The organism is Tahibacter sp., assembly GCF_035481375.1.
Lineage (GTDB): Bacteria > Pseudomonadota > Gammaproteobacteria > Xanthomonadales > Rhodanobacteraceae > Tahibacter.
In genome coordinates this window covers 1-14,197 of sequence record NZ_DATIGT010000218.1, presented here as the reverse complement: position 1 = coordinate 14,197, position 14,197 = coordinate 1, and the positions used below count along the sequence as shown (strand labels likewise).

Annotated in this window: 8 protein-coding genes; 5 read left to right on the top strand and 3 right to left on the bottom strand. The window is 68.7% G+C overall.

All coding sequences use genetic code 11. From position 1 onward, the window contains the following. Together VLF18_RS14325 and VLF18_RS14320 are read right to left on the bottom strand one after the other, a co-directional pair. Positions 1-620: hypothetical protein (locus VLF18_RS14325; protein WP_325280312.1), on the bottom strand; the 620-nt coding region annotated here is incomplete at its 3' end. A gap of 468 nt (positions 621-1,088) precedes the next feature. After that, positions 1,089-1,556: a Dps family protein gene (locus VLF18_RS14320; protein WP_325280311.1), complete on the bottom strand. Its 468-nt coding sequence runs from the start codon at positions 1,554-1,556 to the stop codon at positions 1,089-1,091. A 139-nt stretch (positions 1,557-1,695) separates the two neighbouring features. Between VLF18_RS14320 and hrpA the strand changes: the two genes are divergently transcribed. Beyond that, a complete protein-coding gene (gene hrpA, locus VLF18_RS14315; RefSeq protein WP_325280310.1) occupies positions 1,696-5,688 on the top strand; it encodes an ATP-dependent RNA helicase HrpA in 3,993 nt (1,330 codons plus the stop codon). Between the two features lie 163 nt (positions 5,689-5,851). On the opposite strand, the gene VLF18_RS14310 is transcribed toward hrpA, so the two are convergent. Beyond that, positions 5,852-6,331 (bottom strand): hypothetical protein, encoded by a 480-nt coding sequence (locus VLF18_RS14310; RefSeq protein WP_325280309.1) that lies wholly within the window; start codon positions 6,329-6,331, stop codon positions 5,852-5,854. Between the two features lie 390 nt (positions 6,332-6,721). On the opposite strand from VLF18_RS14310, the gene VLF18_RS14305 reads away from it, so the two are divergent. From VLF18_RS14305 to VLF18_RS14290, 4 genes are all read left to right on the top strand, one after another. Further along, positions 6,722-8,350, top strand: coding sequence for a hypothetical protein (locus VLF18_RS14305; RefSeq protein WP_325280308.1), 1,629 nt, complete (start codon positions 6,722-6,724; stop codon positions 8,348-8,350). A 142-nt stretch (positions 8,351-8,492) separates the two neighbouring features. Beyond that, positions 8,493-10,604, top strand: coding sequence for a bifunctional (p)ppGpp synthetase/guanosine-3',5'-bis(diphosphate) 3'-pyrophosphohydrolase (locus VLF18_RS14300; RefSeq protein WP_325280313.1), 2,112 nt, complete (start codon positions 8,493-8,495; stop codon positions 10,602-10,604). Positions 10,605-10,777: 173 nt separating this feature from the next. After that, positions 10,778-13,282 (top strand): serine/threonine-protein kinase, encoded by a 2,505-nt coding sequence (locus tag VLF18_RS14295; RefSeq protein ID WP_325280307.1) that lies wholly within the window; start codon positions 10,778-10,780, stop codon positions 13,280-13,282. Positions 13,283-13,317: 35 nt separating this feature from the next. Beyond that, positions 13,318-14,049: an NRDE family protein gene (locus VLF18_RS14290; RefSeq protein ID WP_325280306.1), complete on the top strand. Its 732-nt coding sequence runs from the start codon at positions 13,318-13,320 to the stop codon at positions 14,047-14,049. Positions 14,050-14,197 lie beyond the last annotated feature (148 nt).

The following is a 14,197-nucleotide window of genomic DNA, read 5'->3' as shown; positions in this document are numbered from 1 at the left end:
TGGACCAGCGATTGATTGTTGGCCGCTGCCGGCAGCGTGATGTCGCGCGTGATGTCGGGGCCGGCCGGCGTGCCGGTCGTGGTCGCGTCGGCGATGTAGGCCGAGGCAATGTTCGTGAAGTCGCCGCTGTTGCCGACGCGGTACTGCAGCGCAACCTGCTGCGCGGCGTTGTCGGCGCCGGTTTCGAGATCGCGGACCGTGTAGGCGACGTGGATCGTTTCCCTGCCGGTCGTGTTGAGGTTCAACAGCAGGAACGGCGCCTTGGCGGTGCCGCTGCCGGCGAGGGCGACGGTGGAATTGGTCAGCTGGAATTCGGTCACGCCGCCGGTGGTGAACGAGTTCGGCGTGGTCTGGTTGGCGTTGACGTTGACCGGCGTTCCGGTGCCGTCGGCGACGATCGTCTGTGCATCCGCACCGGTGCCGGCGGCGAGTCCGTCGCCGCGGTATCCGATGAAGCCGGGCACGCCGGACCAGTCGTTGGCCGCCGTGATCAGGCCGTTGTTGTTCCAGTCCTGCGATACCGGCAGCGTGAGCGCCGAGTTGTCGGCCAGCGCCGTCGCGCTGACACTTGCCATCAGCAGCGCCGGCAACCACACGCGCCGCGTAACACCCGTCTTCATAGTTGACCCCTGAACGATGATCGCCCGGCAGGCGCCGGGCGGAAATGAACTGGCGAGCGGACGATGACGGCACGTAGGCCACGATGCGGCGAAGACACCGCGGATTCGCGGGTCTTCGCGTTTTCGTGGCCATCGGCCGTCAGTTCGGTTTCCTTGATTCCGTCACGCGTCGCGCCAGCAACCGCGTTTTCCCGCGACACGCCGCCGATCCGGCGGGGCGTGCGACTGTCCGTCGCCGCGGGACAGCAATGTCCTGCCCGGACGCCGCCATCGAAAGGCGGGCAGGCTAGCACGGGCTTTTGACGATTTCATGTCGCCCGGTGGGGCGGGAATGGGGAATCGGAGATCGGGGGATTGTAGGAGCGGGGGGATCGTAGGAGCGGGGACCGCGAAACCCTCCCCTTCACGGGGAGGGTCGGGTGGGGACGGGTGTCGGTTCCGCAAACGTCGTCCCGATTCCCGCGGAAGTCATGCCAGCAGCGAGCGCAGCATCCAGGCCGTCTTTTCGTGCGCCTGCATGCGCTGCGTGGTCAGGTCGGCAGTCGGCTGGTCCGAGGCCTTGTCGGCGAGCTGGAACACTTCGCGGGCCGTGCGGGCGACGGTTTCGTGGCCGTCGACGAGCTGCTGGACCATGTCGCGCCATTCCGGCACGCCGGTCTCCTCTTTGATCGACGACAGCTTGCCGAACTGCGCGCTGGAACCGGGCGCGACCACGTCGAGCGAGCGGATGCGCTCGGCGATCTGGTCCAGGGCGAGCCAGAGTTCGTTGTACTGCGTTTCGAACATCAGGTGCAGCGTGTTGAACATCGTGCCCGTGATGTTCCAGTGGAATCCGTGCGTCTTCAGATACAGCGTGTACGTGTCGGCGAGCAGGCGCGACAGGCCCTTGGCGATCGCTTCCCGGTCCTTCTTGGCAATGCCGATATCGATACCCATGTGCAGACTCCCGTTGTGGTTCAGGCGCGACACTCTACCGCGGTCGTCGCGCGCCGGGCGCACGGGAAGACGATGGTCGCGATAGGCACCCGCTATGATTGGCGGTTCCGCGGGCGTTCTCCCGCGTATCTGATGTGTGATGGCTGACAAGAATTCCACTGGCGCGACAACGGCGGCGCGCCCCGCGACCGAGACCGTCGCGCGCATCGCGGCCCAGCGCAAGGCGCTCGATCGCGTGCTCGCGCGTGATTTCTCGCGCCTGCTCGGACGCTGGCGGCGCTTCAACGACGCGCCGATGCAGGCGACCGACGACGCGCTCGCGCGGCTCGATGCCGACATCGCGGCCTCGCGCGCGCGGCGCGATCAGCGCGCGGCGCGGGTGCCCGAGATCCGCATCGACGAAAGCCTGCCGATCGCGGCCAAGGCCGATGAGATCGTCGCGCTGATCCGGCGCCATCAGGTCGTCGTGCTCGCGGGCGAAACCGGTTCGGGCAAGACCACGCAGCTGCCGAAGCTCTGCCTCGCCGCCGGCCGCGGCATCGCCGGCCGCATCGGCTGCACGCAGCCGCGTCGCATCGCCGCGCGCAGCGTAGCCCGTCGCGTCGCGCAGGAACTCGGTACCGAAGTCGGCAAGCTCGTCGGCTTCCAGGTGCGCTTCAGCGATCAGGTCTCCGAAGAGTCGCTGATCAAGTTCATGACCGACGGCATCCTGCTCGCGGAAACCCAGAGCGACGCCTGGCTCAACGACTACGACACGCTGATCCTCGACGAGGCGCACGAACGCAGCCTCAACATCGACTTCCTGCTCGGCTATCTCAAGCGCCTGCTCGCCAAGCGGCGCGATCTCAAGCTCATCGTGACTTCCGCGACGATCGACACGGCGCGCTTCTCCGCGCACTTCGGCAACGCGCCCGTGGTCAACGTCGAAGGCCGCAGCTATCCGGTCGAAGTGCGCTGGCGCCCGCCGCTGTCGGACGCGCCGCGCGGCGACAGGCCGCGCACGGCGTCCGAGCGCGGCGACCTGAGCCTCACCGAACAGATCGTCGCCGTCGCCGACGAGATCACGGCCGAGGATCCGCGCGGCGACGTGCTCGTGTTCCTGCCGGGCGAGCGCGAGATCCGCGACGCGCACCTTGCACTGGCCCGGCGCCAGTACCGCGCCACCGAAGTGCTGCCGCTCTACGCGCGGCTGTCGGCGAACGATCAGGACCGCGTGTTCAAGCCCGGTCCGCAGCGGCGCATCGTGCTCGCGACGAACGTCGCGGAAACCTCGCTGACCGTGCCGCGGATCCGCTACGTCATCGACACGGGCACGGCGCGCGTCAAACGCTATTCGCCGCGCTCGCAGCTCGAGCGCCTGCATATCGAGCCGATCGCGCAGGCCGCCGCGGAGCAGCGAAAGGGACGCTGCGGCCGCGTCGGCCCGGGCGTCTGCTTCCGCCTGTACGACGAACAGGATTTCGCGCAGCGTCCGCGCTATGCCGATCCGGAAATCCTGCGCAGTTCACTCGCCGGCGTGATCCTGCGCATGCTGAATCTGAAGCTCGGCGATGTCGCCTCGTTTCCGTTCGTCGAGGCGCCGCCCGAACGCGCGATCGGCGACGGCTACCGCCGCCTGACCGAGCTCGGCGCGATCGACGAGCGCAAGCACCTGACCGACGTCGGCCGCACCATGGCGCAATTGCCGATCGACGTGGCGCTCGCGCGCATGCTGATCGAGGCGAAGGATCGCGGCGCGCTGCGCGAGCTGCTGATCGTCGCGGCGTTCCTGAGCATTCAGGATCCGCGCGAACGCCCGGCCGACGCGCGCCAGGCGGCCGATCAGGCACATGCGCAGTTCGCGGATTCCCGCTCGGATTTCGTCGCGGTGCTCAAGCTCTGGCAGGCGCATGCGAATGCCCACGAGGAACTGAGCCAGGCGCGTCTGCGCGACTGGTGCCAGGCCCGTTTCCTGTCCTATCTGCGCATGCGCGAGTGGCGCGAGCTGCACCGGCAGCTGCTGTTGCAGGCCGAGGAACTCGGCTGGCCGCTGGCCGGTGTCGCTGCCGCGCCGGCCGCCGACGCCGATGCGGAACCCGCGGCGCTGCTCGATGCGCCGGGCTACGAGGCGTTGCATCGCTGCCTGCTGTCGGGCTGGCCGACCCAGGTCGGCCGCAAGGACGAACGCGGACAGTATCGCGGCACGCGCGAGCGGCGCTTCCAGGTGTTTCCGGGTTCGTTCCTCGCGAAATCGCCGCCGCAGTGGCTGCTGGCCGGGCAGATCATCGATTTGCAAAAGGTATACGCGATGCTCTGCGCGCGCGTGGAGCCCGAGTGGATCGAGCAGCAGGCCGCGCATCTGGTCAAGCGCAGCTGGCGCGATGCGCACTGGTCGCGCAAGCGCGGCGCCGTGCTCGCCTACGAGCAGGTCAGCCTGTTCGGGCTCGTGCTCGTCGAGAAGCGCGTCGTGCAGTACGGCACTCAGGAGCCCGACCTCGCGCACGCGGTATTCCTGCGCGAAGCGCTCGCGCGCGGCGAGATCGATGCGAAAGCCGACTTCGTGCGCGCGAACGCGCGCGTCCTCGCCGAAGCGCAGGAACTGGAGGCCAAGCAGCGCCGCGCCGGATTGGTCAAGGATGAAACGGCGCTCGTCGCGTGGTTCGCCGGCAAGCTGCCCGGCGACATCAGCACGGCCGTCGCGCTCGACGCGTGGTACCGGCGCGCGGCGCCGGCGGATCAGGCCGCGATGCGCTGGTCGCTGTCCGACGTGCTGGGTGCGCGCAGCGGCATTGCCGCGCAGGACTATCCGCCTCGGCTGGATCTCGGCGGGCACACGCTGAAACTCGAATACCGCTTCCTGCCGGGCGATCCCGCCGACGGCGTCAGCCTGCAGCTGCCGCTGGCCTACGTGAACGCGGTGCCGGCGGCGCGCTGCGAATGGCTGGTGCCCGGACTGCTCGCGGAAAAGGCCGCCGAGCTGATCCGCGGCCTGCCCAAGGCGCTGCGGCGCAATTTCGTGCCGGCGCCGGACTTCGCGCGCGCGTTCGTCGAAAGCGAAGCGCCGCGCGATGCGCCGCTCGCGCGCGTGCTCGCCGCGTATCTGCAGCGAGTGACCGGCGTTGCCGTCGGCGAGGGCGATTTCGCGTCCGTCGCGCTGCCGGCGCACCTGCACATGCATTTCCGCGTCTACGACGAAAACGGACGGACGCTGGAGCAGGGGCGCGATCTCGAACTGATCCAGGCCAACTGGAGCGGCGCCGCGCGCGCGGCGTTCTCGCGTCAGGCGGACGCGGATCTGACGCGCGAGGACGTCGAAACCTTCGACTTCGCCGAGATCCCCGAGTCGCTCGTGAGCCAGGGCAACCTGACCGCATACCCGGCGCTGGTCGACCTCGGCGACAGCGTCGCGCTGCGCGTGTTCGAACGCCGCGACGAAGCGCTGGCTTCGCACCGCGGCGGTGTCGTGCGTCTGTTGCGGCGCGCGCTCGCCGACCGGATCAAGCAGGCGCGCCGGCAACTGCCGATCAATCATGCGCTCGCGCTGAAATACGCGGGCATCGCGAGCGTCGAGTCGCTGCGCGAGGATCTGATCGAGGCCGCGCTGCAGGAACTCTTCGCCGCGCGCGATCTCGACCTGCGCAGGCGCGAGACCTTCGCGCAGGCCGAAGCGGACCTCGCGCGGCAGCTGTTTCCGACCGCGATGCAGTGGCTCGGCCTCGTCGAAGACGTGCTCGCGGCCTATGTCGAACTCGGACCGTGGCTCAAGGCGCCGCTCATGGGCTACGGCAAGGCGAACTACGACGACCTGCACGAACAACTGCGCGAGCTCATGCACCCGGGCTTCGTGCGCGAACTGAGCCGCGCACGTCTTGCGCACTATCCGCGCTACCTGAAGGCGATGCGCCTGCGCGCCGAACGCCTGCGCGTCGACGCGAGCCGCGATCAGGCGCGACTCCTCGCGGTGCAGGGCTACTGGCGCGAGTACCTCAAATTCCGCGCGAGCGGCGAAGCGCCGGAGGCGCTCGACGAACTGCGCTGGCTCGTCGAGGAAATGCGCGTGTCGGTGTTCGCGCAGGAACTCAAGACCGCCGAAGCGGTGTCGCCGAAGCGGCTGCAGAAGGCAGTCGACGCGCTGAAAGCGAGGAAAGAGTGAGAGGAGTGAGTAGCGAGTGGAAGCGTGCGGCTTCGGTACGTTTCTCACGCATTGCCGATGGTCGTCGTTGATCGCGATCCTTCGGCAGCGCGTTCTGGAGTGAGCAAGAATCGAGCAGCGGCGACGCCGCCACTCGTTTCTCACTCCTCCCACCCGTTCCTGCTTACTTGATGCGCCGCACGCGCAAGCTGCAGCCGCAGCCGTCGACGTACATCAGCCAGCTGCCAAGCAGCATCGGCTTGATGCGGACGGCGGGACTGTTCAGGCCGAGGTCGGTGCGCATGCCCGATTCGGCCTGCTGCCAGACCTGGCCGTTGTCGAGTTTGAACGTGGTCTTGCCGAGCCAGCCGTCGAGCCGGCCCTGGATGTTGGCTTCGATGGTCTCGCGCTCTTTTTCTTCCGGGTAGAACTCGGGCGTGCCGTCGCGGGACGTGGCCGACCGCATCGGAGCGCCCGGTGCCAGGCCATGAATCCGCAACCAGTCGTTCAGGGACTTGAGCTGGTCGGGACTGAGCCGGTCGAGACCGGCTGCGTTGAACTCCGCGCGGCTCATGCGCTCTTCGAGCGTCGAGAACTCCGCGCCCTGGGCAAGGCCGACAGCGGACAGAGCAGCGGCAAGGGCGAGCAGGCGAATCCCGTTCATGAAGCACCTCAATTGATGGGGCGAAAGCCGCAATTGTAACGACTGGTGCAGCAGTTCTCCTCAAGCGCCGGAATTTGGTCGAAAATCGGGCGCGTCGGGTAACTGCTACTTAACACTGGAGCGGGTAGCGGTACGTATACTCCGCGTCAAGATGGCAGTCAGGAAATGCTCAGCTTGCTGCTGGGCGGCCCGGCTGCAGTCGGGGACAACGGATTTCGTCCAAAAAGGCGTCACGAGGCGCGCGGGTTCCTGCGTGCTCGGTACAGGCAAATTCAGTCACTGGTGAAGAATACGATGAGGCATTTCCGGATTACGCGAACGAATACGCTGCTGCTCGGCCTGGTCATGGCCGGCGCCTGCGGAGTCAGCTACGGCGCGGATGTACCTCTGGTGTTCAGTAACGAAGACATCGCGCCGTTCAACGCGATGCAGATCACGAAGACTCCCAACGAGACTTCGACGACGACGACGATCCGCGTGATGCAGCCGACGCTCTGCGGCAAGGTCACGGCCTCGGCCGCGCCGGCCGGCTTCACGAATCGCGTCAATCCGGTGTTTGCGGGCTTCTATCCCGGCAGCGGCGATTTCAAGTTCGGCTCCCTTTCGGGCGGAGCGCAAACCCCGGTGCAGGGCATCGGCTACTGGAACTTCCGTCCGACCGGCCTGACGATCCAGTCCGACGTCGAAACGTTCTGCTACGTGCTTACCGCTGACGGCGTGCGCAAGCTCAGCGCCGGCCTGTTCAACGACACGTTCGGCGACGCACCCGACGCGAGCATCACGACGAGCGTCGTGGCGCTGCCGAGCTTCAGCAATTCGTACTACACCTACTACGTCGACGTGCGCATTCCGGCCGAGTTCTCCGGCATGAAGTACCGCGTGCGCGACGGCTTCGACAGCTCCGTGTTCGTGACGGGCTCCGCGCGCTACTGCCCGGCGCAGCCGATCGGCGGCACGCAGTGCGATCTCTCGTCGATGATCTACGACAGCATCGATCTTCCGCTCGTCGTCCCGCCGGGCGGCGTTGCGCAGCGTTATGTCGTGCAGCGCCAGCTCGCCAACGGCGTGCAGATGCCCGCCGATACCGATGCCGCGGTCACCTACGCGGCGCTCTATCTGGCCGACGGTGCCGAAGCGGTGCTCGGCAACAACGTTTCCGCGGGCCGCGGCGTGCTGTCGGACATGTCGCCGGTGATCATCACGCAGGCGAACATGGTGCCGAACATGGCCGAAGGCACCGGCGCGACGAATCTGAGTTTCGTGATCGCCGACGATTCGACCGAAGCCGGCCACGCGCTGCTGAACGCCGCGGTCGCGATCGACTTCAACGGCAATCTCGTGCCCGCGACGAACGTGGGTTGCTCGCAGCTCGAAACGCCGCTGCCGGGCGAAGCCGTCAGGCGTACTTGCAGGTTCGACATACCCGCGTTCGATCCCGACTTCGCGACCGACACCAATCCTTCGACGCCCGGCACGTATGCGCCGGGCGTTCATGCATCGGTGCTGATCACGGCGACCGACAGCCGCGGCCAGGAATCGACGCGCAGCGTGCCGTTCCATGTCGTGGCCTCGGAGAACGACGCGCCGTCGTTCCGTCTGACCGCGCTCGCCGTCGAAGACCCGGACAAGGTGCCGACGCTGGTCTGCTCGCTCGCTGGCGAAGGTTTCTCCGACCAGTGCCTCGGCGACATCGTGAACTTCATGACGGATCTCAAGGGTGGCCCGGAGCGCGCCTACGACGAGAATGCGACGCAATGGACCTTCTTCGCCGGCGTCGGCAGCGACAACAAGCTGAACTGCACGGGCACCTCGCCGTCGATCTTCGCGACGCAGATTCCGGGCGGCCTGCAGAGCCCGAAGGTCCTCGTCAGCGGCACGTCGGTCACGCTCGACTATGTGCTGAACGGCACGCAGACCGGTACGGCCGACTGCACGATTTTCCTCGGCGACGGCAATTATCCGGCCAGCCACAGCTACAACCAGACCGTGCGGCAGTTCCGCATCCGCGTCACGCCGTAAAGAAATTCCTTTTTGCGCAAAAAAACCCCGGCATCGCCCGGGGTTTTTTCGTTATGGCGAAACCGGTCCCGACGGCAGCGGCGGCTTCGCTACAATCGCCCCGGTGAAGCGCGACCTCGCCAGCACCAGCCTCGAACAATGGATGGACGCCCGCCGCCGGCTCGTGCCGCTCTCGGCGGAGCTGGCCGCCGCGTGCGCGCGGCTCGACGCCGTGGCTGCGGAACTTCCCGACGGCGACCCTCGCTTCGCCGATCTCGCCGCGACGCTGCAACTGCTCGGCGATCTCGGCCTCGACGACGAGACGCTGGCCGCGACGATCCTCTACGAACTCGACCGCTCCGCCGACGACCCGGGGGCGGCCGCGTTGCCGCCGCGCAGCGCCGGACTGCAATTGCTCGTCGACGGGCAGGCTGCCGCCGAAAAGGTCTGGGCGCTGCATGCCGCGCGCGGCGCGCACACGCGCGCCGAAGGCCTGCGCCGCCTGCTGCTCGCGATCGTGCGCGATCTGCGCGTCGTGTTCATCCTGCTCGCGCGGCAGCTCGCGCGGCTGCGCGCGGCGGACAGGCTCGATGACGCCCAGCGGCGTGCGCTCGCGCAGGTCACGGCCGACATCCATGCGCCGCTCGCGAATCGCCTGGGCATCTGGCAGCTCAAGTGGGAACTCGAGGACCTCGCGTTCCGCCTGTCGCAGCCGGAGACCTACAAGCGCATCGCGAAGCTGCTCGACGAGCGCCGCGTCGATCGCGAAACCTATATTGCGACCGCGCTTTCGCAGCTGCGCACGGCGCTCGCCGATGCCGGCATCGCGGCCGATGTCGCCGGACGGCCCAAGCACATCTATTCGATCTGGAAAAAGATGCAGCGCAAGGACGGCGATTTCGGCGCGCTCTACGACATTCGCGCGGTCCGTCTGCTCGTGCGCGACTTGCCGGCCTGCTATGCGGCACTCGGCGTCGTGCATTCGCTGTGGCCCTACGTGCCCGGCGAGTTCGACGACTACATCGCGCGTCCCAAGGGCAATCACTATCAGTCGCTGCACACCGCCGTCGTCGGGCCCGAGGGCAAGACGCTCGAAGTGCAGATCCGCACGCACGACATGCACGCGCACGCCGAACTCGGCGTCGCGGCGCACTGGCGCTACAAGGAAGGCGGAGGCGGCGACGCGAGCTTCGAGCGCAAGGTCGCCTGGATGCGCCAGTTGCTCGAAACCAAGGAAGACGGCGACGACGACGCTGCGCTGCTCGCGGGGCTGCGCACCGACCTGCATGAAGACCGCGTCTACCTGCTGACGCCGCGCGGCGAGGTCATGGACCTGCCGCGCGGCGCGACGGTGCTCGACTTCGCCTATCACGTACATACCGACGTCGGCCATCGTTGCCGCGGCGCCAAGGTCAACGGACGCATCGTGCCGTTGACGTTCCAGCCGGTCAGCGGCGACCGCATCGAAATCCTGACCGCGAAGGAGCGCGCGCCGCGCCGCGACTGGCTCAGCGCGCAGCACGGATTCCTGAGCACGCATCGCGCGCTCGAAAAAGTGCGCACGTGGTTCAAGCGCGTCGACCTGACCGCGAACCTGAGCGCCGGACGCGCGATTCTCGACAAGGAACTCAAGCGGCTCGCACTCAGCAATGTCGAACTCGATTCGCTGCCGCCGCGCTTCAACCAGCGCCACCTCGACGATTTCCTCGTCGCGCTCGCGCTCGGCGACATCAGCGCGGCGCAGGTCGCGCGCGCGCTGCACGAGATGGTCGCGCCGCCGAAGCCCGCACCGGCCCCGGCGCTGCGGCCGCCCAAGCCCGGCACCAAGGACGCGTTGACCATCGACGGCGTCGGCAACCTGCTGACCCAGCTCGCGCGCTGCTGCCAGCCGCTGCCCGGCGATGCGGTCATGGGCTTCATCACGCGCGGCCGCGGCGTCAGCGTGCATCGCGCCGACTGCGCCAGCCTCGCGCGCCTGCGCGTCCGTGATCCGAGCCGCGTGATCGAGGTCGAATGGGGCAACCGCCGCGAGCAGGCCTACGAAGTCGACGTGCTCGTGAAAGGCTATGACCGTAAGTGGCTGCACAAGGACATCACCAACGTGATCGCGTCGGCCAACGCGCACCTGCTCGCGGTCAACACGCGCGTCGATCCGGTGTCGGGCCTCGCGACGATGAACTTCGCACTGCGCGTGACCGACTACGGCCAGCTGTCGAGCCTGCTCGGCAAGCTCGCGGCCGTGCCGAACGTGATCGAGGCGAGAAGGCTCGCCTAGCGAAGAATCAGGCGCGAGCGGACAGAAACGAGAGAGGTGATCCGACGGTGAGGCGCGGCTGTCCAGTTGCTGGCCATTGCCTCCAGTTACCTGCTTCTAAGGCCTTTCCCGCCGGGCTGCTATGCTTGGCCCCGCAGCCGCTTCCCTGCGGCGTCACGGCTTCCGAATCCCGCATGATCGATATTCCCGGTTACCGCGTAGTGCGCCAGCTCGGACGCGGCGGCATGGCGACGGTCTATCTGGCCGTACAGGAATCGGTGGACCGCGAAGTCGCGCTGAAGGTCATGTCCCCGACGCTGCTGGCCGATCCGACCTACGGCGAGCGGTTCCTGCGCGAAGCGCGCATCGCGGCGAAGCTGCATCATCCGCACGTGGTCGGCATCCATGACGTCGGCCGCCAGGGCGACTATTTCTACATCGCGATGGAATACGTCGCCGGCGGTCCCGTGCTGCAGGAGGACGGCAAGCCGCGGGACGTGGCGTCGACGCTGCGCATCGTCCGCGAAATCGCGAAGGCGCTGCACTACGCGAACAGCAAGAGCTTCGTACATCGCGACGTCAAGCCCGACAACATCCTGCTGCGCGACGACGGCTCGTCTGCGCTGACCGATTTCGGCATCGCGCGCGCGAACGATTCGGCGACGCGCATGACGCGCACCGGCGCGGTCGTCGGCACGCCGCACTATATGAGTCCGGAGCAGGCGCGCGGCCGCGGCCTCGACGGGCGTTCCGATCTGTACAGTCTCGGCATCGTGATGTACGAGCTGCTGGTCGGACGCGTGCCGTATCACGCCGAGGATTCGCTCGCCGTCGGCATCATGCACATCACGCAGCCGTTGCCGCAGCTGCCGCCGGAATACCGCGCGCTGCAGCCGCTGCTCGACCTGCTGCTCGCGAAGGAACCCGAGCAGCGGTTCCAGGACGGCGCCGCGGTCGCCGCGGCGATCGAGACGATCGAACGCCGCATCGAGCGCGGCGAACTCGGCGAACTGTCGCGCGGACGCGCCGGCGCGGCGCCGACGCTCGCGCTGCCGACCGTGACCCCGCCCGAGCAGCGCCCGCGCACCGAGCCGTCGGTGCGCGCGGAACCGCATATCGGCCGCATCGACATCGTCGACGCGCAGCCGCAGCGCAGCGGCCGTGCGAGCGAAGCGCGCCGCACACGGCGCCGCGGACCCGGTCGCTGGATCTTCGCCGTCGCCGTCGTCGTGCTGCTCGGCGTCGGCGCGTTCGCGCTCTGGCGCAATCAGGACAAGCTGCGCGCGCTGCTGCCGCGCACGGAACTCAACGACGTGCTCGCGCGCGCCGACAACGCGCTCGCGCGCGGACAGCTCAGCGGCACGAACGACAGCGCGCGCGAGCTGTTCGAGTCGGCGCGCGTGATCGACCCCGACAACGACATCGCACGCGCCGGCCTGCGCCGCGTCGGCGAGGCGCTGATCGCCGAAGCGGCCGCCGCGACGCAGCGGCGCGACTTTGCCGTCGCGCATGCGCGGCTCGCCGACGCACGCGCGCTGCTCGCCGGCGGCGCCGCGGTCGAGCAGGCGGCCGCCGCGCTGAAGAAAGCCGAGGGCGCGAATACCGAAATTGCCGGATTGTTCGACCAGGCGGAAGCCGCGCTCGCCGCGGGCAGGCTCGTCGACGCGGGCGGCGCGGTCGAACTCTACGAGCGCGTGCTCGCGACGGAGCCGGGCAACGCGCCGGCCCAGGCGGGGCTGCGCAAGGCCGGCGCCGCGCTGGCCGCGCAGACGCGCGAATTGTTGACTCAGGGAAAAGTGGACGATGCCGCCGCACGCATCGAGGCGATCGCGCGCGCGCTGCCCAACGATCCGGTGTTGCCGACGCTGCGCGCCGAGCTGACCGCCGCGCGCGCGAATGCCGGCGCGGCCATCGAGGCGCAGGTCCGGCGCGCGCAGGAACTGCTGCGCGCCGGGCGCATCTCGGGCGAGGGCGACGACAACGCGCTTGCCGTGTTCAAGACCGTGATCGCCCGCGATCCGGGCAATGCAAAGGCGCGTGCGGGCCTGTCGCAGGTCGCCCAGGCGCTGGTCGTGCAGGCGAATGCCGCGCTCGACGAGAGCAATCCGACCGCGGCCGACCGGCTGCTGCGTCAGGCCGAACCGCTGGCGCCGGGCTCGGCCGACATCGCAGCCGCGCGCGGCCAGCTGCGCGAATTGCGCGAACGGCTCGACATCGCCGCGTCGCGGCCGGTGCTGACGCCCGAGCAGCAGCAGAAGCTCGCGGCGCATCTCGCCGCCGCCGACAAGGCGGCGGAGTCCGGCAACCTCGTGCTGCCGCCGGGCAGCTCGGCCTACGACAAATACCGCGCCGCGCTCGCGCTCGACGGCGCCAACGCGCGCGCGCTGGCCGGCCTGCAGAACCTGCCGCAGATCGCGCGCGACCAGTTCAATATCGCGCTGGGGCAGCAAAAGCTCGATCGCGCGCGCGATTTCGTCGACACGCTGGAACAGCTCGCGCCGGCCGACGCGAGCCTGCCGACGCTGCGCTTGCGGCTCGCCGAGTCGTTGCTCGACGAAGCCGAAACGCGCCTGGGACAGAATCGTCCGGCGGACGCGAGGCGCTCGCTCGATGCGGCGCGCAGCCTGAGTCCCGGCAATCCGCGGCTCGGCGTGGTCGAGCAGAAGCTGCGCGACCCCGGTGCCGGCGGCAGCCGCTGAGATGGCGCGTCGGCCGCACGCATCGGTGCGCTGACATGTGCCTGCTGCTGGTTGCGGTCGACGTCGTGCCGGGCAGGCCGCTGCTGCTGCTCGGCAATCGCGATGAATTCCACGCGCGCGCGAGCGCGGCCGCGGCGCCCTGGCCCGACCTGCCCGGCGTGTTCGGCGGGCGCGATCTCGAAGCCGGCGGCAGCTGGCTCGCCATGCATGAAAACGGCCGCGTGGCCGCAGTTACCAACGTCCGCCTGCTGAACGCGCAGCGCGGGCCGCGCTCGCGCGGCGATCTCGTGCGCGATTTCGTCGCCGGCGGCGACGGCGCCGCCGACTATGTCGCCCGGCTGCAGCAGCGCATCGCCGACTACGCGCCGTTCAATCTCGTCGTCGCCGATCGCGACCAGGTCTGGTGCCTGGAAAGCCCGGCGGCGCGCGCGCAGCGATTGCACCCCGGGGTGCATCTCGTCAGCAACGGTCCGCTCGATGCGCCTTGGCCGAAGATGCAGCGGCTGCGCGCGCTGTTCGAGCACGCGCTCGCGGCTGGTGCCGGCGACGCGGCGCTGCTCGATCTGCTCGCCGACACGCAGCAGCCCGATGACGCGTCGCTGCCCCAGACCGGCGTCGGTCTCGAACGCGAACGCTTCCTCGCCACGGTCTTCATCCGCGGCGACAGCTACGGCACGCGCGCGAGTACGCTGGCCGTGCGCGACGACGCCGGCCGCGTCGTCGTACAGGAACGCCGCTTTGGCCCCGGCGGAACGCCGCTCTCGTAGGTTGCGGCGAGCCGCAGGCGAACCGCAACGTCGCGGTGTCCGGAGCTTCCGGCGAACGCATGACGACTGACGGAAGGGCGCGATCGCGGCGCGCGCATGGCGTCGCCATCGGTTCTTCGCAAACGTCACGACCTCGATGTCGCGGCTC

Bases quoted from the DNA above. Each gene is read 5' to 3' on its own strand.
- VLF18_RS14320 (WP_325280311.1), bottom strand. From the start codon at position 1,556: ATGGGTATCGATATCGGCATTGCCAAGAAGGACCGGGAAGCGATCGCC.
- hrpA (WP_325280310.1), top strand. From the start codon at position 1,696: ATGGCTGACAAGAATTCCACTGGCGCGACAACGGCGGCGCGCCCCGCG.
- VLF18_RS14310 (WP_325280309.1), bottom strand. From the start codon at position 6,331: ATGAACGGGATTCGCCTGCTCGCCCTTGCCGCTGCTCTGTCCGCTGTC.
- VLF18_RS14300 (WP_325280313.1), top strand. From the start codon at position 8,493: ATGGACGCCCGCCGCCGGCTCGTGCCGCTCTCGGCGGAGCTGGCCGCC.
- VLF18_RS14295 (WP_325280307.1), top strand. From the start codon at position 10,778: ATGATCGATATTCCCGGTTACCGCGTAGTGCGCCAGCTCGGACGCGGC.
- VLF18_RS14290 (WP_325280306.1), top strand. From the start codon at position 13,318: ATGTGCCTGCTGCTGGTTGCGGTCGACGTCGTGCCGGGCAGGCCGCTG.